We start from the raw sequence: 25928 nt of genomic DNA, 5'->3' as shown, positions 1-25928 counted from the left end.
CCAACTAACTTCGCGGATGGTAAGAACCTATAACCTCCTTCAAATACTCCCTGTCCAAATGGGTATATATCTCCGTTGTCGTAATACTTTCGTGCCCCAGCATTTCCTGCACAGCGCGCAGGTCGGCGCCGCCTTCCACCAAATGCGTGGCGAATGAGTGCCGGAGCGTGTGCGGACTTATCACCTTTTTAATTCCGGCAGTTTCGGCTAATTGTTTGATGAGCATAAACACATAAACGCGGCTCAGGCGTGACCCGCGCCGGTTCAGGAAAACCATATCCTCCTCCCCTTTTTTTATGGGGATATGTACGCGCAGTTGTTCTATCCAAATTTTCAAAGCGGTTATGGCCTCACTGCCTATCGGCACCAATCTTTCTTTACTGCCCTTCCCCAACACTTTTATAAATTCAATATCAAGATACAGGTTGGATAATTTCAATTCTGTCAGCTCTGATACCCGCAGGCCACAACTGTACAGCACTTCGATTATGGCTTTATTGCGCGGCCCTTCAGGTTTGGACAGGTCGATCACGCTCAGCAGTTTTTCAATATCCTGGTAACTTAAAGTAACAGGGAGTTTTCGTTGCTTTTTGGGTGATTCCAGCAGTTCGGCAGGATCATTTTTAATGATATCTTCTATCAACAGGTATTTATAAAATGATTTAACCCCGGACAATACCCTTGCCTGCGATGATGGCAGCATACCCAGTTCATTTACCCAGGTAATAAATTGCCGCAGGTTGGAAAGCGTTATAGTTTCAGGTTTTAAATTCTCCGTTTCCGCATACTGCTGCAGCTTTTCGATATCCCGGCTATAAGCCTCTACCGAGTTTTCTGAGAGCCCTTTCTCCAGCTTCAGGTAAGCCCGAAATCCTTTTATCGACGGTCTCCAATCCAATTGATTTTGCTTTTAATGTTTTATGGTTAAGTTTGAGGTAATGAATATACAAATTATCAACGGCCCCAATTTGAACCTGCTCGGCGTTCGTGAAAAATCCATTTACGGCGATAGCAGCTTCGACAGCTATCTTGACGGCCTGCGCAAACGCTATGCAAACATCACCATAAATTATTACCAAAGTAATGTAGAGGGCGAAATTATTAATAAGCTGCACGAGGTTGGTTTTACCGTTGATGGTATCGTAATGAACGCTGGGGCGTATACGCATACATCGGTGGCTATTGCTGACGCTATAGCCGCTATCAAGGCGCCCGTTATCGAGGTGCATATATCCAACGTTTACAAACGCGAAGAATTCAGGCATAAATCATTATTGGCGGCCAGTTGCAAAGGGGTCATAGCCGGCTTCGGGCTCGATTCGTACCGTTTGGCTATTGAGAATTTGGTGAACGGATAATTTTATTTTGTAACTTGCTTTAGACTATTGGTCTGTATATCCCTCAAAAAAAATTGTATGTGCCGGGCATTAAAAATTAGCGCATTACTCCTGCTTACTTTCTTCTTTTTCGGCAACAGCTTTGCCCAAACCCACGAAAAAACAAAAAAGCCGCTTACAGCGAGAGAAAGTGAAAGAAAAGCGATTCGCTCGCGCGATTCCGTTTTACAGGCTTTAAGCAGAAGCGACACCTCTATTAACAGCCTTTTGCAGCATCTTGAACAATACCACACCACGTTTAACCAGATGCGGAATAACCTGGCCGAAGGATTGGATACGGGTGACGTTAGCCAGAACCTGCCTTCAATTGCGCGAAGGCTGGTTAGGATACGGACACTGATCAATACAAAAAAATCGAGCACGTTACGCTACCTGTTCGTAATGCGCGATAATCTTGACCATATCCAGGAGCAATTAGACGGTTGGCAGTCGGATATGGACGATATAAACACCAAATTGGTACAAAACCAGCACGATATCATCCGGTTCTCAAAGGATACTTCGCTCAATAACGTTCCCGATGATAACGAATTGCGCAGCGCTTATTTTGAACAAGGCATAGCCGTAAGGACGGTTTGGCACCAGGTAGATTCAATCAATCGCGGCAACCTTTATAAATTGAACCTGCTACAGAATAAGATAGCGACAGCATATACCAATACGCTGGATGAGAACGACCAGATAGATGCCAAGATCAGGAAATTTGCCATACGTTCTATGTCGGGCGAATTCAATTGGATAGGCGCAAAAGATGATGTAAAATATAGCCGCATCGATTCTGCGTTGCGCGGTACAATAAGGCTCAATACTATACAGGCCAATTATTTCTTCAAGAATGAAACCGGTACCCATGCTATTGCTTTGGGCTTCCTGGCGCTTGTTTTTCTGTGGATATTGTATAATCGCTATAAAACAGTTAAGCATCTCGAACACCAGGAACTTATTTCGGACCACGCCCGTATTGTGTACCGCAAGCCCATAGTGTCCGCTTTACTAATATCCACAACTATTGCACCGTATTTTTATGACCATCCGCCGGTTTTTTTCCTCGAATGCTGCTTCATAATTACTATTATACTGGTGCTTATCCTGGTCAGGAATAACTTTCCCCTGTCGCTGTTTAATTTCCTGTTTAAGTTATTCTGGATAACTATCTTTTATTGCCTGAGCAACTTACTGGTACAGATCACGGGCGAAGACCGGTACTTTATCCTTCTTCTGAGTATTATTTCGATCATTTTTGCGGTCTTGTTCTACAACAGGATAAAAAAGGAGCCGCAGGAACATCTTAAATATACCAAGCTGATCCTTAGGATATTTATATTGATGCACCTAGCCTCGATCGTCCTGAACGTAACAGGGCGGTTTAGCCTGGCGAAAATTGTGGGCGTTACTGCGGTGTTCAACCTATGGCTTACGGTAGCCCTTTACTTTGTTATCCGGATCATCATTCAAACCATGTTTTTACAGCTTCATACCCGTAAAGCCGAAAGCAGCTTTATCAGCATGATCGATTACAATACACTGCAAAAGAAATTCAGAAATGTATTAACAACATTGGCCTCTCTCCTATGGATATTCTTCCTGCTGCAGAACCTGAACATCGATGATTGGGTGCACGATTATTTAACGGATACCCTGAGCGAGTCGCGCAATATCGGCGGAGCATCTTTCACTTTTGGCGGCTTTGTAATTTTCTTTCTGGTGATTTGGCTTTCGTCGTTGCTGTCGCGTGTCATCAGTTATTTTTACGACCTTTCCTCGCAGCATACCAATGACATTTCTGTACTTAAGAAAAAGAACCGGGCGTCCACTTTGCTTATCCGTATCGGCGTGTTTACAGTTGGTTTTTTGCTGGCGGTTGGGGCCTCGGGCTTTCCTCTCGATAAACTCACCATCATTTTCAGCGCCTTCGGCGTAGGTATTGGCTTTGGTTTGCAAAATGTAACCAACAACCTGGTATCGGGCATGATACTGGCCTTTGAAAAACCCATACAGATAGGCGATGTGATAGAAGTAGGCGGCCGGCAGGGAACCATGAAAGAGATAGGCATCCGTTCGAGCAGGCTCGAAACCGGCGACGGTGCCGAGGTTATTATTCCCAACGGCGACCTCATCTCCCAAAACGTTGTTAACTGGACACTCAGTAACACAAGCCGCCAAGTCGAGCTGGTGGTACGCGCCGCTTACGGGTCGGATATAGAAAAGGTGACCTCACTTTTGCAGGAAACAATGGCTAAACGCGATGATATCATGGATAACCCAGGCCCGTCGGTATTCCTGTTAAATGTTTCGGAAGATGCCATCGATTTCCGGGTGCTTTTCTGGGCGGCGGATATCAGTCATTATTCCCAATTGCGTAGCCGCGTACTGGCCGATATTTATGCAGGGTTCGCAAAAGAAGGTATTGCAATACCTAAAAAGAAAAAAGAGTAGTTTTAATAGAACTTTTGGGGATCGAGCGAGGAAAACACATGCTTCTTTTTCATAAAGAAATCCCAAACAATGCTTCCCCTGTACATACCTTTAAGGGTGTGCAGATTGCTTCTTTTATTTCTTTTGGGACCCCCACCCTTAAATAGCTGAACAACGAAGTTTTGATGCGCCCGGCTAACCGCCCAGGCATCCTTACGTTTACCTTCGTTCAAAAAACGTACTATAGCCAGCAGATCCATCCAAAAACGGATGAAAATGATGACCATCCCGCGCCAAAAGGAAAGATTGTTCCTCAACAATAACAGGTTGTTTCTGAAATTCAGGAAGGTCTTAAAAGGGTTCTCGGTGTTCAATGTCCCGCCGCCGACGTGGTAAACTTCTGATTCGGCACAATAAACAACTTTATAACCCATATTTTTCAGCCGCCAGCAAAGGTCTATCTCCTCCATGTGCGCAAAAAAGCGATCGTCAAACCCTCCGGCTTCCACCCAGTATTTCTTTTTCACAAACATAGCAGCCCCTGAGGCCCAGAATATCTCGCCCGATTGCTCATATTGGCCCTTATCCTGCTCTATCTCGTAAAACATACGCCCGCGGCAAAAAGGGTAACCATATTCATCAATAAAACCACCCGCAGCTCCGGCGTGTTCAAAATGGTCCTTTTCAGCAAATGCTTTTATCTTTGGTGCGGCAGCAGCAATCAGCGCGTCGCTTTCCATCAGGCTTATGACGGGTGCTATCCAGCCGGGATGCACTTCGACATCCGAATTGAGCAGGATAAAGTAGTCCGCCTCTACCTGTTCCAGCACCCGGTTGTAACCACCTGTAAATCCATAATTCTGGTCATTCTGAATGATTCGGATAGTGGGGTAATGCTGTCTTAAAAAATCTATAGATCCGTCTGTAGAACCGTTATCGCCAACTACAATATCCAGGTTTGGCCAGATAGAGGTAAGTACCGAGGGCAAAAAATCGCGCAGATATTTTACCCCGTTCCAGTTTAAGATAACAATGGCGACTTTAGGTGTATTTGTCATTAATGAATATTGGACAATCCGGGCCTGGGATTTATCGTGCAATAATATGCTTTTAATCGGAAATAACGCGGGCCTCCGTCAATCAAAGAAAACAGGCTTTGCAACATCTTCCGGTTTGATCTTCCATCGGCGGTGCGACCATAGCCAGTACTCCGGCTTCTCCCTGATGAGCGATTCAAGATAATTCACCTGTATTTTAGTGATCTCGTACGGCCTTGTTTCTTTCGGATTTTCAACCAAAGGCACCAGGGTATAAGTATAATGCCCGCGTTTTACAAGGTCTATCCGGTAAAAAACGATCACACAATCCCTTATGCTGCTCAGTTTTTCAACGCCAATAAAAACAGCCGTTGGCTGATGCAAAAAGGTGGTAAAATATAAGGCTTCGCTGCGCGACGGGGTTTGATCGGCAGCTAATACCGTAAAGGTAAGCTCATTTTTATGTTCGATCATTTTACGCAGCGTTTGCTTCATCGAGATCATGATGGTACCGAAACGCGAACGCGTGCGGTTAATAAAATCAGTAAATATCTCGCTCGATTGCGGTTTGTAAACCACCATCTTTATTTTATCTGTCAGGAAACCGAAATTCAAACAGGCCAGCTCCCAGTTGCCGTAATGGCCCGCAGCGGCCAAAATGCTTTTGCCCTGGCTAAAGTAGTGCTCCATTATTTCAGGATTGGTACATACCATGCGCCGGCGAACCTGTTTTTCGGACATACTGGTCGATTTGATGGTCTCAAGTGTGAGATCGGCCATGTATTTGAAATATTTTTTTTCGATAGAGGCCCGCTCCTCCGCTGATTTTTCGGGGAACGAATTACGCAAGTTATCCTGCACAACTTTGCGGCGGTAACCCACCACATAATACAGAATTATAAAAACCAGGTCGGATATAAGATACAAAAACCAGAAAGGCAATAACGAAAGCAGGTAGAAAAAGAAGACACCTATATACGAAAGGCCTTTTTTTATCATTATTTTATCCGAATTTTGAGCACAAACATAGAATATATGATTGAAAAAGGCGCGGTGTTACCGCTATTTTATATGCCGCCTGTTGAATATTTCAGTGAACTGACCATTTACAATCCTGATTTCATTCTCGAAAAATACGAGCACTTCCCGAAACAAACCTACCGCAACCGCGCCAATATCTATTCGCCCGATGGTATGCTGACGCTGGTAGTGCCTGTAGTAAAGGGCTCAAAGGCGCATACGGCGGTAAAAGATGTCCGCATCAGTTATGACTTCCGCTGGCAGCGGCTGCATTGGATGAGTCTGCAAAATTGTTACCGGCGCTCCGCTTATTTTGAATATTATGAGGATGAGTTTGCCATATTTTACGAAGTAAGGGAAACGTTCCTGTTTGATATGAACGAAAAACTGCTGCGTCTGCTGCTAAACCTTCTGAAAATAAAAACTGAGATAAAATTCACAGTCGATTATGAACCGGAGTATCTTAATCTCAAAGATTTCCGGCAGGGCTTTAGTTCAAAAAAAGAAACAGAATACCCGCAAAAGCCCTATTACCAGCTATTTGAAGACCGGCACGGATTTATAAAAAACCTCAGTATCGTCGACCTGTTGTTTAACCAGGGGCCGCAATCTGTTAATTACCTTTAGAAAAAATGAGCAAACCGTTAAAAAGGATACGATATAAAAAACGCGACCGCAGAATAGACGTAGGCGCCAGCCCAGGGTCTATCAATATTTCCGAGGATGCAATAAAGCCGCTCATTATGGTTTACAGCTATAATGAAAAGGAGCTTATAAAATCAGAAGGCAAAACGGTCGAGATCATCCTGAAACAGTTTAAAAAATGTACCGATCATACCCATTGGATACAGGTAAAAGGTTTGGGCGATAAAAAATTGATGGAGGAGATAGGCTCAAACCTGAATATCAATCCCCTGGTGCTGGAAGATATTGTGAATACGCATCAGAGGCCGAAGTTTGACGAATATGATGATTATGTGTTCAGCACGAGTCGTATCATCCATTTTAATAAGGAGAACGAACTTGTAAACTGCCAGTTTTCTTCACTTATCAAACATAATATCATCATCAGTTTTGAAGAGACGCACGAGGAGTACTTTGAAGCGGTAAAAACAAGGCTTGAAGTTGGTAAAGGCGCTATTCGCACTGCCGGGCCCGGTTATATGTGTTATGCGCTTACCGATACCATCCTGGATAATTACTTTCTTTTGCTTGCGAAGATCGGTGATATGCTGGACGATACCGAAGACCATCTATACAGCAGCCCGGACAAAAGCGTAATGTATAATGCGCAGGCACTGAAACGCATACTGATTACGGTTAGGCGTGCCAGCTGGCCCGAACGCGACAAAATAAACGAGATGCTGCGTACCGAAAATACGCTGATATCACCTGAAGTAAAAATATACCTGCGCGACGCGTACGACCATTGTATACAGATAATGGACCTGGTGGAGAGTTATAAGGAAATAACGTCCAGCATTATCGACCTGTACTTATCCATGGTGAGCAACCGGATGAACGAGATTATGAAGGTGCTAACCATCATATCGGTCATCTTTATCCCGCTAACCTTTATAGCCGGTATATACGGCATGAACTTCGCACGGGTCGACCCGGTCACGAACAAGGTAATGCCGGATAACCTCCCCGAACTATATTCGCCTCATGGCTACTATTATGCCCTGCTCGGCATGTTTATCATAGCCATGATACAGATCTTCGTATTCTGGAAAAAAGGATGGTTTAATAAGTTGTAGTTGATTGAGTTAAATAGGTTGGATTAAGTTGATAAGTTACGCATCCGTGTATATTAACCTGGTCAACCACTTAACGTAATCCAACCAAATCAACTATTTCTGAAACTCCGGCTTCAGTTCAGCCTTCATGGCTTGTTCGAATTTTTCAACCTTAGGCACAGAAACCGATTGGATGTACCCGCTTTCCGGGTGCAGCCGGTAGTATCCCTGGTGATATTTCTCCGCAGGATAAAAGGCCTTAAATGGCACAACCTGTGTTACTATCGGGTCGCCATAATGTTTGGTTGCGTCTATTTTTTTGATCTCGTTCAGTAAAATGGCCTTTTCCTCGGGGGTACGGTAAAACGCTATAGAGCGGTAATCGGTTCCCCTATCCGGACCCTGGTAATTAAGTTCCGTCGGGTTGTGGGCAAAAAAGAAAGCGTGGGCCAGGGTAGTAAAACTGATCACCTTAGGATCATAATATATCTGAACCACCTCGGCATGGCCCGTCTCCTGTGTGCCTACCTCCTCGTAACTGGGGCGTACTTTTGCCCCACCCGCGTAGCCCGACACTACTTTATCAACACCTTTTAATTCGGACATGGCCTCGCTCATGCTCCAGAAACATCCGCCGCCAAAAGTGGCTACCTGTTCGCCGGGTTTCGGCTGGGGTAAGGATGCGTAATCGCTTGAGGTCTGCCCGTTAACGCAGCCTGCAAATAAAAATACCGAGGCTGCAAATAAAATAATTCGTTTCATATCCTATTGAGTTTTATAAACTGATATACGTCGGCAGCCATCGTACAGATGGTCATCGGCAGGTAATCGTTTTCGTGTTAGTCGGACCGTAACGTGATACCTTACAACCCATTTAAAATTGGCAGCTATTTTAAGGTTTGTTTTACCATAGCCAGTATTTTAGCCAGGCCGTTTATTTTTATTTCGTAAGTGGTGGATAGCAGCATACCCAGCTTCCCTGCCGGAAAGCCCTTATTTTTCAGCCATTCCAGGTAATAAACCGGCAAGTCGCATATTAGTGTCCCTTTATATTTCCCAAATGGCATTGCCGTTTTTACTACATCTATCAGTACCTGGCGGTCAGGGGTTATGTTTTCCAAGCTGTAAAATTATTAATTATGACCGGTATCATATCTAAATAATTACAAAACAGATAATTTCGCATAGTGTTATAAAATAAATCTAAAGCCATGGAAGAGCAATTTGAAGCATTTTTGACGGGATCGGACAATTCAGTCGACGGTATAGTGACGCCTATACACTATGCGCAATACGGGAGGGCGTACGAATTTAAATCTATCGATGGAACGTTGCACCTGGTTATCAGCAGGGACAAAAAGGGTAAATGGGTAAGGGTTGACGGCACCGAACCTTACTTTTCGGGATGGGTTGAAGAACTTGCCGAACAAGTGGCCAAAGCCAAACAATTATAAGTTTATGGAAAAACGCGAATTAGGGGAGTCGGGCATTAAGGTTTATCCTTTTTGCTTTGGCGGAAATGTTTTTGGCTGGACCGCTGATGAGAAAACATCATTTGAACTGCTTGACGAACTGGTTGATACCGGCTTCGATTTTATCGATACCGCTGATGTTTATTCAAGTTGGGTCGCCGGGAATAAAGGGGGCGAGTCGGAAACCATAATTGGCAACTGGCTGAAGAGATCGGGCAAACGGGATAAAGTAGTTATAGCTACCAAAGTAGGAAAGCCCATGGGGCAGGATAAAAAGGGCCTGTCGAAAGCCTATATTACAAAAGCGGTTGAGGACTCGCTTAAACGGCTGCAAACTGATTGTATCGATCTGTATCAATCGCACGACGATGATAAAGAAACTCCGTTGGCCGAAACCCTTGACGCATTTACGGGCCTCATCAGGCAAGGCAAAGTGCGGGCCATAGGTGCATCTAACTACAGCGGCGCCCGGCTTGCCGAAGCATTGCAGACGAGCAAAACCAATGGATTTGCCCGGTACGAAACCTTGCAGCCCGAATATAACCTGTACAGCCGCGAGGGATATGAAAAAGACCTTGAGCCTGTTTGCCTTAAAAATAACATCGGCGTAATTACCTACTATTCATTGGCAAGCGGCTTTCTTACCGGCAAATACCGCTCGCAAGCCGATCTGAGTAAAAGTCAGCGTGGTGGCGGCATAAAAAAATTCATGAACGAACGCGGGATGCGTATTCTTGATGCTTTAGATAATGTTGCCGCGGAATATAACTCCGCTCCTGCTGCCATCGCGTTAGCCTGGCTTATCAAAAGGCCCGGGGTTGTTGCCCCAATAGCCAGCGCCACCAGTATCGGGCAATTAAATCAAATAACCGCCGCCGCTGCTATCCGCCTGAGTCATGACGCCGTTGATCTGTTGGATACTGCCAGCTCCTGTTAACAACAAAAGCCGCCTGCTTGCGCACGGCGGCCTTTTCATTTATATATATTGGGGAAATTAATTAGAATCTTCCCGGCCTGTGGCCGTCGCGGTCGTGCCTGTCGTTACCATTATTACCGTGGTTATAGTTTTGCGCAAAATGCTCGTCGCGCCTGCTGTCGCGTCCATGATTATCAAAACGGTCATGATTATCAAAACGGTCATGGTTATCAAAGTGGTTACGGTTATCAAATCTCCGGCCGTTGAACCTGTTTGCATTTGCACCATTATTGTAATGATATGCGTCGCCATAACCACGGGCATATACACGTTCGTTCCACCTGCCGTTAAAGGCCACGCCATTGTAGTGGTTCCTGTAATATTCGGCATGCAGGTATGGGCGTGGTGCACGTACTTCGTACCTGCGGGCATATCTCCAGTCAAAGTCGCGGTAAGCGCCTGGCAAATACGCTGCGGTTATCCAGCGGCCACCATCGTTATAGTAATAACATTCATCGTTTACGCTATAGTAGGCATCTACGTCGGGCAGGTAATAATAATCCTCATCGCCGTCGTAATTTACCGGCTCGCTGTATACAACCGGCTCGCGGTGTGCAACTACTACCCTATCCTGAACATATACCGGCCTTGGGCTAAAATTAATACCTACACGTAACCTAACCTGTGCACTTGCTGCGTTATAAAATAAACCGCTTAATGCTATTGCTGATAATATTGCTAACTTTTTCATAATATTAAAATTTATATAGTTAGGACTATACCCGGCTGAAAAGGTTTAATATTTCGTTATAATACTTCTGCAGCACAGCTATAAGTAAAATATAATTTTTAATAGTATATATTTACCAGAATTTAATTTTCATGAAGATGAATTATAAATGAAAAAATCTTCCCCGTAAAACCTGTATCGCCGATCCCTTTGTTAAAAAAAATAAAACCTCTGGCGCCCTGCGATGGTCTTAATAAACAGGCATTATGTTATTGTATTGATACAAAGCCCATTTCCTAAATTGATAAATAATCAGCTAAATTTGATATCAAATAAGCATACTATTATGAAGAGAAAAACACTGGGAACCATCCTGCTGCCCGTACTGGCTGTTGCCGGGCTGGTATCCATCGTCGCTCTTAAGAACGACATCAAAAAACATAACAATTTTAACACGCCGGAGGCTGACAATGCCGGGCTGACGGTTCCCGCCGGATTCAGTGCGGCAATTATCGCCGATAACCTTGGCGGTGTACGGCATATCGCTGTTACGCCTCAGAACGAGATCTATGCAAAGCTGCGGGGGCTCGAAAAAGGCAAAGGAATTTTGCTGCTTCATCAAAATGGCAACAAGGCCGAAGTGAAGATGGCTTTCGGTAATTTTGCCGGCACCGGCATCGCTGTCAAAAGCGGGTACCTGTATGCGTCGTCGGACGAGGAGGTGTTCCGCTTTAAGCTGAACGCCAAAAACGAGGTAATAGACCCCAGTAAACCTGAAAAGATAGTGACCGGCCTTTTAAGTCGCGGTGAACATGAAGCCAAGGCCATCACCCTGGATAATGCCGGGCACCTGTATGTTAACATCGGCGCTTACTCCAACGCCTGCCAGGTAAAGGACCGTACAAAAGGTTCGCCGGGTCAAAAAGGCTGCCCTATTTTGGATTCGGCCGGTGGTATATGGCAGTTCAGCGCAAGTAAGCTTAACCAGCATTATGGCGACGGCGTGCGCTATGCTACCGGCTTAAGAAATGTGGTGGGGCTTGATTGGAACACGCAGGACAACCAATTATTTGTAATGCAGCACGGCCGCGACCAGCTGAACGATATGTTCCCGCAATATTACACCGCTAAACAAAATGCCGTATTACCCGCCGAATGCATGTACGCCATTAAAAAGGGCGACAACGCGGGCTGGCCTTATATGTACTACGACTGGCAAACACACAAAAAAATGCTGATGCCGGAATATGGCGGCGATGGCAAAAAGACAGGTGGCGAAAATGCCATTAACCCAGCGGCGGCCTACCCGGGCCACCTGGCCCCTAACGGCCTGCTGTTTTATACCGGCAACCAATTCCCGGCGAAATATAAGAATGGCGCCTTTATCGCCTTCCACGGGTCGTGGAACCGGGCACCGGAACCACAGGAAGGTTATTACGTAGTTTTCCAGCCGTTTGCTAATGGCAAACCGTCGGGCAAATGGGAAGTATTTGCTGACGGTTTTGCCGGCTCGGCTGCCGATAAAGCCAAAGGCAGTGCCGTACACCGTCCGTGCGGCCTGGCACAGGGCCCGGATGGGTCACTGTATGTTAGTGATGATAGCAAGGGTACTATTTATAAGATCACTTATAAGAAGTAAGTGACGCAGACTTCCGAAGCTCCTGAAAATTTTAAAGCAAAGGCCCCGAAAATCCGGGGCCTTCTTAGTTGGATAGCTCGTAGTTGAATTTCGCCGAGCGGCTTTTCTTCGCCTTTACCCGCCCTATACATTCTTCAGCGGTATCTCTTTCATTTTTGCTCAGCGCATGCAAATAAGCTTCGTGATAGCTTTCGATAGCACTATCCCAATTCATTTGCTTTTCAGCATACAAACCCGACAGGTAATGGATATAGGCCACATCCACTCCGGCCACTCCCAACGCCTTCTCGCTTACCAATTGTACCAGCTTTCCCATTTTCAGAAAAACAAGCAGGTGCAGGTAATCCGCATAAACATCGGGGAACGATGGTTCCAGTTCGGCACAGGTTTTAAAATGATAACCTGCCGCCTGGTAATCCTTTACCTCGTAATAATGCAATTTACCCAATTGGTAATGTGCACGGGCGTAAAATGGGTCGGCAGCTACAATTTCGTTCAGTAACCGTAACGCTTTTTTATTGTAGCCATACCCCAGCTTATCAACGGCCTGCAAATATTTCTCTTCTATAGTCAAATAAATGTCCATAACAATAATTCAAATACCCATTAAAGGGTTCAGTAAAACAACAACTTAATTTTTGGATGGTGCAGCCTGTCGCTACACCGGGAAGCAGAAGGATTTTGATAATGCACGGCCCTTCCGCTGCAAGCCCGCGGGCTGCATCAGGTTATTTTGGCGGAAGTGTTTAAGACGTAGCATTTTAATATCTTTTTTGCAAAGATATTAAATCTGTTTGATTCTTTAAAACAAGGTTTTAGATAGTATCCGCGGGCCTATCTTCATCCCAATCCCGTTCAGCGTCCTCCTTGCTTTCGATAACATAGTTGTCCATCAGTTCATCTTCGGTTACCAGGATATTAAAATCGTCAAACCTGGCGCCATCCTGGTACGGATATACGGTGTAGCCTCTTTTATCGGGATCGTAGCTGCCCACTTCGAAAAGTTCCTCCTGCTCTTTACCCTTTATAACAGCGCCTTCAACCAGCTGGTAGGCGTCGAGTATAGGTTGAAAATTGTTTTTCATACGCTAATAACAATTCAGATCTATCAAGTTTTAAAAACTTAGTGAATTTTTGAATTTTGGTTAAAAATTCACCCAAACCAGTCAAACAGGTCGCTTTGCTTTAAATCAGACTTTTTCTTATCTTTCAGATCGTGCAATATTTTGCCCTCGCCCATCTGGATTATACGGTTACCATAATTGAAAGCATCTTTAAGGTTGTGAGTTACCAGGATGGCTGTCAGCTTAAAATCAACAACTAGCTTATCAGCTGTCCTCATCACGATATCGGCAGATCTTGGATCAAGCGCGGCGGTGGGCTCATCCAATAATAATACTTTACAGGTATCCATCACGCTCATTAGCAGCGTAAGTGCCTGGCGCTGCCCGCCGGATAGCGTGCCCATTAACTGATCTGTCTTATTTTCCAATCCCATACCCAGGGTGCCGATCTTATCTTTTACCTGTTTTTTGAATTGATCGTTAATGCCAATTGACAACCCCTTAGCTTTGGTACGAATAGCCGCCAGCCGGAAATTATCCAGGATACTCAGATCAGGTGCTGTGCCGCTCAAAGGATTTTGAAAAACGCGCGCTATCCATTGGCTGCGGCGGTAATCGGCCAACTTGGTTACATCATTCCCTTCGATAAGAATTGTGCCCGAACTCGGCAACACGCTGCCGGCTATCAGGTTGAGCATTGTTGTTTTTCCGGAACCATTGGCGCCGACGATCACCAGGAATTCCTGTTCTGCTATTTCCAGGTCGACGCCGTTTATGGCATTGACCTGGTTGGCCTTGCCCCTGTTATAAACTTTATGAACTCCCTTTATCTCGATCATGCCGAACTTTTAAATGATAAACGCGGCAGACTGACGATGAGCAGTACAAATGCGGCAGTAACCAGTTTGAGCAATATCGGGTCGACACCGATACTGAGTGTAATGGCCAAAACACACTGGAAGATAACCGCCCCTAACAAAACCAGCAGCAAACTGAACCATACAGATGTGATGCCGAGGCAATTGATAAATGACTCGGCAATAATGACCGAACCGAGGCCTACGATAACGATGCCAATACCCATGTTAATATCCGCAAAACCCTGGAATTGGGTCATCAGGAAGCCGCTTAACGCTGTTAGCGCATTGGCAAGCGCCAACCCGGTGATCTTCATCCGGTCGGTATTTACACCCAACGCGCGCACCATCGATTCGCTGTTGCCGGTGGCTCTCATGGCGATGCCAAAATCGGTTTTTAACAGGTAACCTATCAATAAGGTAATAAGGGCAACAACTGCCGCCAGCGTCCAAAAAACATTGTGATTAAAGTCTGCCGAAATATTGATAAATGAAAATATCGATGCGGTATTGATCAGCGGAATATTAGACCGCCCCATCAGGGTCAGGTTCACCGAATATAAGGCCGTCATCACCAAAATACCTGCCAGCAAAGCATTTATCTTCAATTTGGTATGGATTAACCCGGTTAATGCACCGGCAACAGCCCCAGCTGCAACTACCACCGGCAATACCACAAAAACCGGTTGGTGCAACACGAGCAATTTAGCTGTTATGGCGCCGCCTAAAGTGTAACTGCCATCGGTAGTGATATCCGGGATATTAAATATCTTCATGGAGATATAAATACCCAGCGCTATGGCCGAAAGGCAGAGCCCCTGTAACAACGCGGTCAGGTAAAAGTCCATTATTTTACAGCTTCAAAATTTAGGGGCACGGTGATATTATATTTTTTTGCCGCTTCCGGGTTATAAACGCGCTTGCGTACTTTTACCATTTCCCATTTCAACCCATCGGTTTTATGGGTCTTCAAAAATTGGGCCGCCTGTTCACCGGCCTGGTAACCCCATTGGTAAATATCGGCGCCAAAGGCGGCCACTGCACCCCGCTTAACCAAACCCGCCTCACTGGTAAAAATAGGAACGTTTGCCTGGTTGCAGCTTTTCAATATCGTTTCGAACGAAGCAAATACCGTATTATCCGGGTTGGCAAAAAAAGCATCAATGTTTTTGCTGAGCAGTGATTTGGTCACCAATTGCGCGTCGGCCGAGGAGTTAAGCGGGAGCGCAATCAGGGTAACATTTGCCTTATTCGCCAGCGATTTGATGCGGTTCATGGCATCTGCCGACTGCGGCTCCGACTGATTATAGATCATACCGATAACCAGCTTACCGCCTTTCGGCTTTAAAAGTTTGGGAATGATATTGAAAGAAGTATCGATATAATACAGTTCTTCCACCGCGCCAAACAGGTTTCCGGGCGCCTCGCCCGTTGAACTAATCACGTTCATCCTTTCAGGAGTTGGCGATACCATGGCGAAAATGGGGATGGTTTTTGTTTTTTGCAGCGCCGAAACCGTCGACAACGTAGTACAGGTACCCATCAGGTCTACTTTCTCTGATACAAATTGATTTACTATCTGGGTTAATGTTGGAATATCGCCCTGGGCGTTTCTGTATTCTATTTTCACCGTGTGCTGGTCCTCGCTGAAACCGCTCTTTTTCAAAGCATCTGTAAATCCGTCACGCGCTTGCGCTATGGTGGCATCCTCAAACGCGTCCACAAATCCGACAACGGGCACATCGCTCTTTTTCGAATTACAGGATAAAAAAAGGCTGAGTATAAAAACTAAGGGCAGGTATTTTAAGAGCTTCATCAGGCTAAATTAAATAAAGAGGCGGAAACGTGAAAGGATAAAGGTAAAAGGCGCTATCACACGATGAAAATCACTGCAATGTTTACAGCGGGCTGATAAACCAGAAAAGGCCGCCCTGGGGCAGCCTCGTCATCTTTTGATAAGGAGTTGTTACATTCCGCCGGCCATCACGTATTGCAGCATCATGCTTATCTTCCCGTCTTTATTAAATCCCCAAACCTCCTGTACACTTTGCTTTACGTTTTTGCCATTCATCACAAATTCTTCGGTGCCCCATATACACACCACATTTTCATTATGGTCGGTGCTTTTCAGGCTCACCCAGGCATCCACGGTTACTTTTAGTTTACTAATGCCTTTACGATGTTCCTTAACAGCTTTCAGGTTTTCCGCCTTCCCTTTCAACGTCTTGCCGTCAGCCATGGTCATAGATACCGTGTCTGCAAACCATGCCAGGTGTTTGTCAAGCGTATTGTTTTCATAGTCTTTCCACAAGGCTAATACCTTGTTGGCATGCGCCTGGTCGGCGATGACAAATTTAGAAGAGTAAGAGGCCTTGTAAGGTGCCGTTTGCGCTTGGCATAATCCGGCACAGAAAACACCCAGCAGGGCGATCAGGATTAACTTTTTCATTTTGAGTAATTTTGGGTTTACAACAGTTTTGTTACATTAAATATATGTTATAAATAGCTAATAATCAAAATATTAAATTATATATTTTTTCAATGCAGGTCAAATCTTGCCTGATTACTTTTAAATGATGTTTTAAAAATGCCGGTTCATTTATATTTTATTTACTTTAGCCCGAAATGATATCTATTAATTCAAAACTGCCCCAGGCAGGAACTACTATTTTTACCGTGATGTCGGCGCTGGCTAATGAGGTTGGGGCGATCAATCTTTCCCAGGGATTCCCTGATTATGAGACCTCGCCCAAACTGATCGAACTGGTGAACCGGGCCATGCAAAGCGGCTCTAATCAATATGCGCCCATGGCGGGCTATATGCCATTGCGCGAAGAAATAAGCCGCAAAACCGAGAAGTTATACAGCGCCTATTATAACCCTGATACCGAGATCACCATTACCGCAGGCGGCACCCAGGCCATATACACAGCCATCGCTACTGTTATTAATCCCAACGACGAGGTCATCATCTTCGAGCCTGCTTTCGATTGTTATGCCCCTGCTATTAAAGTTGCCGGCGGTATTGTGAAAGCTTTGGAACTGGAGCCACCCGATTACCGCATTCGTTGGGATATGGTAAAACGGCTGGTGAACAGCCGGACCAAAATGATCATCCTGAATTCGCCGCACAATCCTACCGCCACCATTCTTCATAAGGAAGATATAGACGCGCTGACGGCTATCGTAAAAAACCGCGATATTTTTATTTTGAGCGATGAAGTGTATGAACACCTGATCTATGACGGTGAAGTTCACCACAGTATGGCCAGGTATCCCGAGCTTAGGGAGCGAAGTTTCGTGGTAGCGTCTTTCGGCAAGCCATTTCATGCAACCGGCTGGAAAATAGGTTATTGCATGGCCCCTGCCGCATTGACGAGCGAATTCCGCAAGATACACCAGTTCCTGGTTTTTGCTGTTAACGCACCCATGCAGGCTGGCATTGCCGAATATTTAAAAAATGAAAGTCATTACCTGGAACTGCCCGGCTTTTTCCAGCAAAAACGGGATCATTTCCGCAAGGGGCTTGAAAGCACCCGTTTTGAGCTATTGCCTTGTGCCGGATCATACTTCCAATCGGTTAAATATGAACGTATTACCGATGAAAAAGACGCCGACTTTGCTTTGCGTTTAACAAGGGATTTTGGCGTGGCCGTTATACCGGTTTCAGCGTTTTACGGCAGAGGTACCGACCATCATGTTTTGAGATTTTGTTTTGCCAAAAGGCAAGAAACTTTAGATAATGCCGTTGAAAGATTGATAAAAGTGTAACTTTGAGTATTGTTTTTTTAACCATAAGTAAACCCTAATAGCGTATGGAAAACCTTAAGGTCAGCCTCTTCCAGGGATATTTGTTTTGGGAAAATATCGATAAAAATCTGCAAAATATTGGTTTGAGGCTGAACGGCGGAATACGCGAAAAGACGGATCTGATCATTCTTCCTGAGATGTTCAGTACAGGGTTTACCATGAACGCGGCGCCGCTTGCCGAGCCGATGAACGGCAAAACAATGCATTGGATGCACAAAATTGCCAAGCAATTTGACTGCGTGGTTACCGGCAGCATTATTATTACCGAAGGGGGTAAATGCTATAACAGGCTGATATGGATGAATGCGGATGGTACCTATAATTATTATGACAAACGACACCTGTTTACTTTAGCCAAAGAACATCAAACTTACACGGCCGGTAAAAAGAAACTGATAGTGGAATTAAAAGGCTGGAGAATTTGCCCCGTTATCTGTTACGATCTCCGCTTCCCGGTTTGGCTGCGCAATGTGAATGCCGCTTATGACCTGCTAATTGTTGTAGCTAACTGGCCCGAACGGAGGGCACTGCACTGGCGCACCCTGATACCTGCCCGGGCAGTAGAGAACCAGGCTTATGTGATTGGCCTGAACCGCGTAGGACACGACGGTAACGAGATATATCATTCAGGAGACTCGACCTGTATAAGCCCAAATGGTAACGTAGTTTACTACAAACGCGACGAAGAGGATGTGTACACATTTACCATTATGGCCGATGAAGTTGAAAAAACGCGGCGCTCTCTTCCCTTCCTGAAAGATGCTGACACTTTTCATATCGACGATTAAGCCGAAATTTCAGGGCAACTGCATTTTTATTTATTTTTAGCGTTTATCTGCTTTAATTTGCAGCGGCTAAAAAATTCAACTATCCACCTTCGCTAATGAGAATTTCAAATCGTATCCCATTCCTCCTGCTTTTAATACTGTGTTCCTATTCTGTCGCTTCGGGCCAGAAGAAGAAAATTAACGACTATGCCAAATTAGTAGATCCGTTTATCGGTACCGGCGGACACGGGCATACCTATCCCGGAGCTGTCGTTCCATTCGGCATGGTACAGTTGAGCCCCGATACAAGGCTTACGGGCTGGGATGGTTGTTCAGGTTATTATTTTACGGATACGGTTGTTTACGGCTTTTCGCATACCCATTTGAGTGGTACCGGAATAGCCGACTACTGCGACATCCTGTTTATGCCTACAACCGGCGAGCCAAAATTTAAAAACACCGATTACATGTCGGGCTTTAACAAGAAGAATGAAAGTGCCTCACCCGGTTATTACAAAACCAAATTAGACAAATATAATATAGGCGTCGAACTGACGGCAACCAAACGTGTTGGCGTGCACCGCTACGATTATCCCCGCACTTCGCAGGCAAATATCATTATCGACCTGCAGCACCGGGATGAGGTGCTCGATTCCTGGATCGAGGTGGTGAACGATCATGAGATCAGGGGCTTTCGCCGCTCCAAATCATGGGCTAAAGACCAGTACGTTTATTTCTATGCCAAATTTTCCAAACCTTTTAAAACTTACGGAATAGCCCTTAATGATCAACTGCAGCAGGGAGAGAAAAAAGTTCAGGGTAAAAACGTGAAGATGTATATCCAGTTTGATAACCCCGGTGAGGTGGTATCAAAAGTGGGTATCTCGTCGGTAAGTGCCGAAGGGGCCTTAAATAACCTGGATACCGAAGTGCCTGATTTCGATTTCAAAAAAGTGGAAAAACAAGCAAGGGCCGACTGGAACAACGAACTAAACAAGATACAAGTTGAGGGTGGCGCGCCGCCAGTGTCGTCACAGCCGCGCAGCACACAAGGTCCTCCCGGGTACGACCGCCCTCAGCAAAAAAATCAAGCAAAAGCAGTTGACCAAAGCAAGGTCAAACAAACAATATTTTACACTGCGTTATACCACTGCATGTCGGCGCCAAATATTTACAGTGACGTTGACGGGCAGTACCGCGGCCTCGACCAAAAAATACATAAGGCTGATGGCTTTGATTATTACACCGTCTTTTCGTTATGGGATACCTTCCGGGCGGAAGATCCTTTATTTACCATCATCGACAGGAAACGAACGCTCGATTTCATTAAAAGCTTCCTGGCAATGTACGAGCAGGGTGGCTTGCTGCCAATATGGCCGCTGGGGTCGGATGAAACTTATTGTATGGTTGGCAACCACTCCATCCCGGTTATTGTTGATGCCTACGCCAAGGGTATCCGGGGTTTTGATGCCGAAGAGGCCTTTACCGCCATGAAAGCGGCCGTGAACCGTAACCAGTTCGGGTTGGACAGCTACCGTAAGCACGGCGCCGTGTTAGCCGACGATGAGCACGAATCCGTATCAAAAACGCTGGATTATGCTTACGATGATTGGTGTATAGCTCAGATGGCCAAAATGCTGAATAAGCCACAAGATTATGCCGAATTCATCAAACGTGCCCAATACTGGAAGAATATTATAAACGATCAGAATGGTTTCGCCCAGGCCAGGGTAAACGGTGGCTGGTTTGTCCCGTTTGAACCTACTGAGATCAATAATAATTATACTGAAGGCAACGGATGGCAATATTCGTTCCTTGTGCCGCAGGATGTTGAAGGTTTAATAAAACGCATGGGGGGCCGCGATAAGTTTGAGGAGAAACTGGATGAACTATTTACCACGAACGCTAAATTAAGCGGCAAAGACCAACCCGACGTATCGGGCCTGATCGGGCAGTACGCGCACGGCAACGAACCGAGTCACCACATAGCCTACCTGTTCAATTTCACTAATTCACCCTTTAAAACACAGTCTTATATCAACAGGATATTGAAGGATGAGTATAGCGCCCAGCCCGATGGTTTATCCGGCAACGAAGATTGCGGGCAAATGTCGGCGTGGTATGTGATGAGTTCATTAGGATTGTACACCATTCAGCCGGGTCAAACGCAATACCAGGTAGGCCTGCCGCAGTTTGATAAAATAACGATCTGGCTCGAAAATGGCAAAAAGTTCACCATAACCAATTCGGGCACGGGGGTAAGTTTCCAAAACATCTACCTGCAGGGAATGACGTTCAACAATAGCCCATATAATAAACTTTATGTTGAAGATAAGGACATACAAAGTGGTGGCACCTGGGATGTGTACACCGGCCGCCTTGCCAATAAACTATTCATGCAAGACCTGGTAAAACCGGTTTCGGCAATTACTGACAGCCTCATCGTATCAAATCCTTACTTTTCAAATTCATCGCCGAGCTTTAAGAAACCTTTTGACCTGGAGATCAAATCGGCTGATGCAGATGCCAAAATTTACTATACACTGGATGGGTCGGTGCCCACCGCTAATTCAACGCTTTACAGCAAACCGATCAACATATCAGCCAACACCACGGTGAAAGCCATTGCAATTAAAAATGGGAAGCCGAGCTTTGTAGATGAAGGCACGTTCGTGAAAATACGGGACGATATCAAATTAAAACTGCTTACCAAATATTTGCCCAACTATCCGGCCGAAGGCGATGAAAGTCTTATCAACGGCTTGCATGGTACCGCAAACTGGCGTACAGGCCACTGGCAGGGGTACCAGGGCAGCGATTTGGAAGCTGTGATAGACATGGGACAGGTGAAGCCTATCAAGTCAGTAAGCCTTGGCACTTTGCAGGATAGCGGATCGTGGATCGTATTTCCGAAACAGGTGGAATATTATACTTCGGATGACGGTGTCAATTACAAACTGGCAGCTACCGTAAATACTAAGGTTGATATTAAGGACCTCAAAGCTCAAACCCAAAACTTTACTGCCGACCTGGATCTGAGTGCCCGGTATGTTAAAGTAATAGCCAGGCAATATGGCCCCCTACCCGACTGGCACGAGAGCAAGGGCCAGCCTTCATATATTTTTGCGGATGAAATAACCATCGAATAAGGCTTGTATAAGTAAGATAATTAGTTATATTTAGTCATTTAATTAAACAACCTAAATAACTAATTATCAGATGGAACCAAATAACAACATTTCGACACCGGATGATGGAAAAACCGTGGGCATCATCAGTTACTTAACCATTGTGGGATGGCTTATTGCCTACTTTGCCATGCATAATGAAAAAAAGACAGAACAGGGAAGTTACCAGCTAAGGCAAACCCTGCTTTTCTACATTGTTTCAATAGGGTTTTTTGTGATCTGGCGGGTAGTTATTGTCGCACTACTCTTTTCGTCACTAGCCATGCTGGCGCTTGCCGGAACAATTATCTGGATCGTTGATATCGGGTTTTTCGTTCTTTGGCTTTTAGGATTCATAGGCGCAGTTAACGGGCAAAAGAAACCCATACCGTTAATCGGCGATATGGCGCAAACCATGTTCCCCGGAATTTGATCCTATACAGTTATAATACCGGTATATTTAGCAAAGGCAATACTGATCTGTTTGAATAGAGGTAAAATTACGGTACCTCTATTCTTTTTCCAGCGTTTGCTTTATCGACTGCAGTTTTTTCAACTCCTCGCCGGGCAGAACGGGATATTTCAATTTCAGGTTTGTCAATATATCCAGTATCGTGGTTGATATGGCTATCCGGGTAAACCATTTTTTATCGGCAGGAATGACGTACCATGGATTTTCCGGCGTGGCGGTTTCTTTGATAGCCATTTCATAAGCATCCATGTATTGATCCCAATATTTACGTTCCTCTACATCTGCCGTCGAAAATTTCCAATTCTTAGCCGGATCGTCGATCCGCTCAAGAAATCGTTTCTTTTGCTCCGCTTTCGAAACATGTAAGAAGAACTTGACGATTATTGTCCCGTTACGATGCAGGTGTTTTTCAAAATCTCGTATACTCTCATACCTGTTTTTCCAAAAATCCTTGCCCATCTTTTCTAAACTATTGCTGCCTGGCAGGTTTTCTTTCGCAAGCAATTCGGGGTGTACCTTGGTAACCAGTACATTTTCGTAATGCGACCGGTTAAATATCCCTATTCTGCCGCGTTCGGGTAAGGCAACATAATGCCGCCACAAAAAGTCATGATCATACTCGGTTATGCTCGGTTGTTTAAAGCTGTAAACCTGGCAACCCTGTGGGTTAAGGCCCGACATGGTGTGTTTAATAGCGCTGTCCTTACCCGCAGCATCCATGGCCTGGAAAATGATCAGTAAAGCATAACGGTTTGAAGCATACAGTTCCGTCTCCGCTTCAGCGGTCTGCTTTATCAGGGTGCTGAGTATCGTTTCGGCATCACCCTTTTTATAATCCGGCGCATACGCGGTGTCAAAGTCCTGAATCGAGAATTTTTTATCACCTGTGATCCTGAACCTGTCAGTAAGATTTCTCATAAAAAATGCTTTAGGCTAAGTTAACTTAAAATTTAACGCTTAATGTTCCGTTACTTATATTTGCCGTCCGTGCTATGATTTAGCGGCTTAAATTCACATCTTTACCAAATGTTCCGGGAAATAAAAAACAGGTTTCTTCGCTATACTGTTATCTTAATCTACTCCATCATCATATTTTTCTGCGCTATCGAGCTAAATTTTCTTTGGCTGTTCGGTTATTCGCCAACCATGGATGATATCAAAAATCCAACCATGTCGGTTGTGTCCGAGGTCTATTATTCCGACGGAAAGCTCATAGGCAGATATTATAAGGAAAACCGCTCCCCTGTTGAGTTCAATAAAATATCCCCCGACCTGATCCATGCTCTTGTCGCTACAGAAGATGTACGCTTTTATAATCACAGCGGTGTCGACTTCTACGGATTTTTAACCAGTATGCTTTCCACAGCCAAAGGCGACAGGCGTGGCGGAAGTACCATTACACAGCAGTTGGCCAAAAACCTGTTCGAGACACGTAAAAAGAAATCGCAGGGCATTATAAAACACGTACCTTTTATCAGAACACTTGTTTTTAAATGCAAAGAGTGGCTCACAGCGTTGGAGATAGAGCACGTTTATAACAAGCAGCAAATACTCACGCTTTATTTTAATACGGTCCCTTTTGGTAATAATTCATTCGGTATCAAGGCGGCGTCATTAAAATATTTCGATAAAAGCCCCGATTCCATTTCCCAGAGCCAGTCGGCCATGCTCATCGGTATGCTGAAGGCCACTTCTACCTATAATCCTATCCGCAATCCTGAAAGAAGCACTGAGCGGCGCAATACGGTGCTTGCGCAAATGCAGAAATATGGATATATCGCTAAAACCCAATATGATGAAGACATTGCCCAGCCGTTAAACCTCGACCTTAGCTATGTGGAGGATGAGTCGGCCGGCGATTCCTACCTTCGAGAAGCTGTCGAAAAATGGCTGGACAAATGGTGCAAGGAAAAGGGCTACAACCTGTACGAGGACGGCCTGAAAATATACACTACCATTGATTCGCGCCTGCAGCAATATGCCGAAGAAGCGGTTGCGGAAAAAATGAAAATGCTGCAAAAGCGGTTCTATAATCTTTGGGGAAACAAGACGCCCTGGCGCGATCTGAGCGGCAATATTATTACCGATTTTATATTAAAAAATGAGCAGCGCCTGCCGATATACAGGCTGCTTGATAAAAAATATCACGGGGATACCACGCAGATAAAGCAGTATTTTGAGAAGAAGAAAAAGATGCGGATATTTTCGTGGAACGGCGACAGGGACACGGTGTTTTCCACCGTCGACTCTATAAAATACTATGCTAAGATACTTAATACCGGTATGATGACCATCGAGCCATCGTCGGGGAAAATAAAGGTTTGGGTTGGCGGCATCGATCACCGCTTTTTCAATTACGACCACGTAAATCAGTCCAAACGCCAGGCGGGCTCCACATTCAAACCGTTTGCCTATGTAACCGCGCTTGATAACGGCTTTACGCCATGCGATAAATTTACCGACCGGCCGGTGTCCATCAAGTTTGTTGATAACGGCAAGCCTGATGTATGGGAACCGCAAAATGCCGATTTCCATTTCAGTTATATGGATATGTCGCTGCGATGGGCGATGGGGAAATCGGTTAATTCAATAACAGCCCAGGTTACTGAAAAAGTTGGCTGGGATAAAGTGGTGGACTATGCCCATAAATGCGGCATCGAAAGCCCTTTAAAATCGGTACCGTCTGTTTCATTAGGAACAAATGATGTTTCGGTATATGAAATGGTAAGAGCTTACAGCACTTTCCTGAATAAAGGTGAGCGCATCGATCCTATCCTGGTAAGTAAAGTTGTCGACCAGGACGGAGATGTAGTTGCGGAATTCACCTCAAAAAAAGAACGGGTATTGAGCGAAGAAACTGCGTGGCTGATGCTTTATATGTTCAGGGGAGGTATGGATGAACCCGGTGGTACTTCGCAGGCTTTATGGGAGTATCCCGGCCTGTGGAAAAAGAACAATAACCAGATCGGCGGCAAAACAGGTACCTCGTCCAAATATGTCGACGGCTGGTATATGGGTATTACCAAAGACCTTGTAACCGGGGTTTGGGTAGGCTGCGACGATCGCAGCGTTCATTTTACAAGTTCCGAGACAGGTGAAGGCTCGCACACGGCACTGCCTATCTTTGGCAGGTTTATGGAAAAAGTTTATGCCGACCCAAAATCTGGTTATACTCCTGGTCCGTTTCCAAAACCCTGGGTTAAGATCACCAAACAGTATGATTGCCCGTCGCCTCATATAGAAACAGATACCTTAACAGTTGACAGCCTGGATATGCCGCTGGATACTTTACAAACTCCGCAGGTAAAAGAGGAAGCCCCGGAAAACAAACAGCCACCTGAACAACAAAACAGGTAATCGGAGAGGTCTTTTAATTGTTAAATTTGGGTTGTTGATAATAATTTTCAGGTTTGAACTGTTATATTA

Annotated in this window: 25 protein-coding genes; 12 read left to right on the top strand and 13 right to left on the bottom strand. The window is 45.1% G+C overall.

Annotated features, from left to right (window positions below):
* Positions 1 to 4: 4 nt before the first annotated feature.
* Positions 5 to 898, bottom strand: a complete 894-nt coding sequence (gene xerD, locus VL525_RS20510; RefSeq protein WP_325389189.1) for a site-specific tyrosine recombinase XerD — start codon at positions 896 to 898, stop codon at positions 5 to 7.
* A gap of 40 nt (positions 899 to 938) precedes the next feature.
* On the opposite strand from xerD, the gene aroQ reads away from it, so the two are divergent.
* Positions 939 to 1358 carry a type II 3-dehydroquinate dehydratase gene (aroQ, locus tag VL525_RS20505; RefSeq protein ID WP_325389187.1) on the top strand — a complete coding sequence of 140 codons (420 nt, stop codon included), beginning with the start codon at positions 939 to 941 and terminating at the stop codon, positions 1356 to 1358.
* A gap of 57 nt (positions 1359 to 1415) precedes the next feature.
* Complete coding sequence (locus VL525_RS20500; RefSeq protein ID WP_325389185.1) at positions 1416 to 3833, top strand: mechanosensitive ion channel domain-containing protein; 2418 nt, start codon at positions 1416 to 1418, stop codon at positions 3831 to 3833.
* 2 nt (positions 3834 to 3835) lie between these two features.
* Here the strand turns inward: VL525_RS20500 and VL525_RS20495 are convergent, their stop codons facing one another.
* Together VL525_RS20495 and VL525_RS20490 are read right to left on the bottom strand one after the other, a co-directional pair.
* Positions 3836 to 4870, bottom strand: coding sequence for a glycosyltransferase family 2 protein (locus VL525_RS20495; RefSeq protein ID WP_325389183.1), 1035 nt, complete (start codon positions 4868 to 4870; stop codon positions 3836 to 3838).
* A gap of 78 nt (positions 4871 to 4948) precedes the next feature.
* Positions 4949 to 5848, bottom strand: coding sequence for a lysophospholipid acyltransferase family protein (locus VL525_RS20490; protein WP_325389180.1), 900 nt, complete (start codon positions 5846 to 5848; stop codon positions 4949 to 4951).
* Positions 5849 to 5884: 36 nt separating this feature from the next.
* Between VL525_RS20490 and VL525_RS20485 the strand changes: the two genes are divergently transcribed.
* Positions 5885 to 6496, top strand: a complete 612-nt coding sequence (locus tag VL525_RS20485; protein WP_325389178.1) for a WbqC family protein — start codon at positions 5885 to 5887, stop codon at positions 6494 to 6496.
* 5 nt (positions 6497 to 6501) lie between these two features.
* Positions 6502 to 7629 (top strand): magnesium/cobalt transporter CorA, encoded by a 1128-nt coding sequence (corA, locus tag VL525_RS20480; RefSeq protein WP_325389176.1) that lies wholly within the window; start codon positions 6502 to 6504, stop codon positions 7627 to 7629.
* Positions 7630 to 7722: 93 nt separating this feature from the next.
* Here the strand turns inward: corA and msrA are convergent, their stop codons facing one another.
* Together msrA and VL525_RS20470 are read right to left on the bottom strand one after the other, a co-directional pair.
* On the bottom strand, positions 7723 to 8370 hold the full coding sequence (msrA, locus tag VL525_RS20475; RefSeq protein WP_325389174.1) for a peptide-methionine (S)-S-oxide reductase MsrA: 648 nt from the start codon (positions 8368 to 8370) through the stop codon (positions 7723 to 7725).
* A 125-nt stretch (positions 8371 to 8495) separates the two neighbouring features.
* Positions 8496 to 8729: a DUF3820 family protein gene (locus VL525_RS20470; RefSeq protein WP_325389172.1), complete on the bottom strand. Its 234-nt coding sequence runs from the start codon at positions 8727 to 8729 to the stop codon at positions 8496 to 8498.
* Positions 8730 to 8819: 90 nt separating this feature from the next.
* Between VL525_RS20470 and VL525_RS20465 the strand changes: the two genes are divergently transcribed.
* Both VL525_RS20465 and VL525_RS20460 read left to right on the top strand, forming a co-directional pair.
* A complete protein-coding gene (locus VL525_RS20465) occupies positions 8820 to 9062 on the top strand; it encodes a hypothetical protein (protein WP_325389170.1) in 243 nt (80 codons plus the stop codon).
* A gap of 4 nt (positions 9063 to 9066) precedes the next feature.
* Entirely contained in the window at positions 9067 to 10017 is a 951-nt protein-coding gene (locus tag VL525_RS20460; RefSeq protein ID WP_325389168.1) for an aldo/keto reductase, read from the top strand.
* Positions 10018 to 10078: 61 nt separating this feature from the next.
* On the opposite strand, the gene VL525_RS20455 is transcribed toward VL525_RS20460, so the two are convergent.
* The gene (locus tag VL525_RS20455; RefSeq protein WP_325389166.1) at positions 10079 to 10747 is read right to left on the bottom strand and encodes a hypothetical protein; all 669 of its coding nucleotides are present in this window, start codon (positions 10745 to 10747) and stop codon (positions 10079 to 10081) included.
* 325 nt (positions 10748 to 11072) lie between these two features.
* Here VL525_RS20455 and VL525_RS20450 point away from each other — a divergent pair, with 325 nt between their 5' ends.
* Complete coding sequence (locus VL525_RS20450; RefSeq protein ID WP_325389164.1) at positions 11073 to 12365, top strand: PQQ-dependent sugar dehydrogenase; 1293 nt, start codon at positions 11073 to 11075, stop codon at positions 12363 to 12365.
* A gap of 64 nt (positions 12366 to 12429) precedes the next feature.
* On the opposite strand, the gene VL525_RS20445 is transcribed toward VL525_RS20450, so the two are convergent.
* The 6 genes from VL525_RS20445 to VL525_RS20420 all read right to left on the bottom strand — a co-directional run bounded on the left by VL525_RS20445 (position 12430) and on the right by VL525_RS20420 (position 16735).
* Positions 12430 to 12951 (bottom strand): hypothetical protein, encoded by a 522-nt coding sequence (locus tag VL525_RS20445; RefSeq protein ID WP_325389162.1) that lies wholly within the window; start codon positions 12949 to 12951, stop codon positions 12430 to 12432.
* Positions 12952 to 13180: 229 nt separating this feature from the next.
* Positions 13181 to 13450, bottom strand: coding sequence for a hypothetical protein (locus VL525_RS20440; RefSeq protein ID WP_325389160.1), 270 nt, complete (start codon positions 13448 to 13450; stop codon positions 13181 to 13183).
* Positions 13451 to 13518: 68 nt separating this feature from the next.
* Positions 13519 to 14268 (bottom strand): ABC transporter ATP-binding protein, encoded by a 750-nt coding sequence (locus tag VL525_RS20435; RefSeq protein WP_325389159.1) that lies wholly within the window; start codon positions 14266 to 14268, stop codon positions 13519 to 13521.
* Positions 14265 to 15134 carry an ABC transporter permease gene (locus tag VL525_RS20430; RefSeq protein WP_325389157.1) on the bottom strand — a complete coding sequence of 290 codons (870 nt, stop codon included), beginning with the start codon at positions 15132 to 15134 and terminating at the stop codon, positions 14265 to 14267. Before VL525_RS20430 ends, VL525_RS20435 begins: the two co-directional genes overlap by 4 nt.
* Positions 15134 to 16102, bottom strand: a complete 969-nt coding sequence (locus VL525_RS20425; protein ID WP_325389155.1) for an ABC transporter substrate-binding protein — start codon at positions 16100 to 16102, stop codon at positions 15134 to 15136. The genes VL525_RS20430 and VL525_RS20425 overlap by 1 nt, the downstream gene beginning before the upstream one ends.
* A 150-nt stretch (positions 16103 to 16252) precedes the next feature.
* Positions 16253 to 16735 (bottom strand): hypothetical protein, encoded by a 483-nt coding sequence (locus tag VL525_RS20420; RefSeq protein ID WP_325389153.1) that lies wholly within the window; start codon positions 16733 to 16735, stop codon positions 16253 to 16255.
* 176 nt (positions 16736 to 16911) lie between these two features.
* Here VL525_RS20420 and VL525_RS20415 point away from each other — a divergent pair, with 176 nt between their 5' ends.
* The 4 genes from VL525_RS20415 (at position 16912) to VL525_RS20400 (ending at position 22463) form a co-directional block, all read left to right on the top strand.
* Positions 16912 to 18057, top strand: a complete 1146-nt coding sequence (locus VL525_RS20415; RefSeq protein ID WP_325389151.1) for a methionine aminotransferase — start codon at positions 16912 to 16914, stop codon at positions 18055 to 18057.
* Between the two features lie 44 nt (positions 18058 to 18101).
* Complete coding sequence (locus VL525_RS20410) at positions 18102 to 18884, top strand: amidohydrolase (RefSeq protein ID WP_325389149.1); 783 nt, start codon at positions 18102 to 18104, stop codon at positions 18882 to 18884.
* 95 nt (positions 18885 to 18979) lie between these two features.
* On the top strand, positions 18980 to 22012 hold the full coding sequence (locus VL525_RS20405) for a GH92 family glycosyl hydrolase (protein ID WP_325389147.1): 3033 nt from the start codon (positions 18980 to 18982) through the stop codon (positions 22010 to 22012).
* Positions 22013 to 22082: 70 nt separating this feature from the next.
* Entirely contained in the window at positions 22083 to 22463 is a 381-nt protein-coding gene (locus VL525_RS20400; RefSeq protein ID WP_325389145.1) for a hypothetical protein, read from the top strand.
* A gap of 78 nt (positions 22464 to 22541) precedes the next feature.
* Here VL525_RS20400 and VL525_RS20395 read toward each other — a convergent pair whose 3' ends face one another.
* Entirely contained in the window at positions 22542 to 23420 is an 879-nt protein-coding gene (locus tag VL525_RS20395; protein WP_325389143.1) for a polyphosphate kinase 2 family protein, read from the bottom strand.
* A 108-nt stretch (positions 23421 to 23528) separates the two neighbouring features.
* On the opposite strand from VL525_RS20395, the gene VL525_RS20390 reads away from it, so the two are divergent.
* Positions 23529 to 25859, top strand: a complete 2331-nt coding sequence (locus VL525_RS20390; RefSeq protein WP_325389141.1) for a transglycosylase domain-containing protein — start codon at positions 23529 to 23531, stop codon at positions 25857 to 25859.
* The last annotated feature ends 69 nt before the right edge of the window (positions 25860 to 25928 follow it).

The sequence above is a fragment of the Mucilaginibacter sp. genome, assembly GCF_035492695.1.
Lineage (GTDB): Bacteria > Bacteroidota > Bacteroidia > Sphingobacteriales > Sphingobacteriaceae > Mucilaginibacter.
This window is presented reverse-complemented; position numbering and strand designations above follow the sequence as displayed.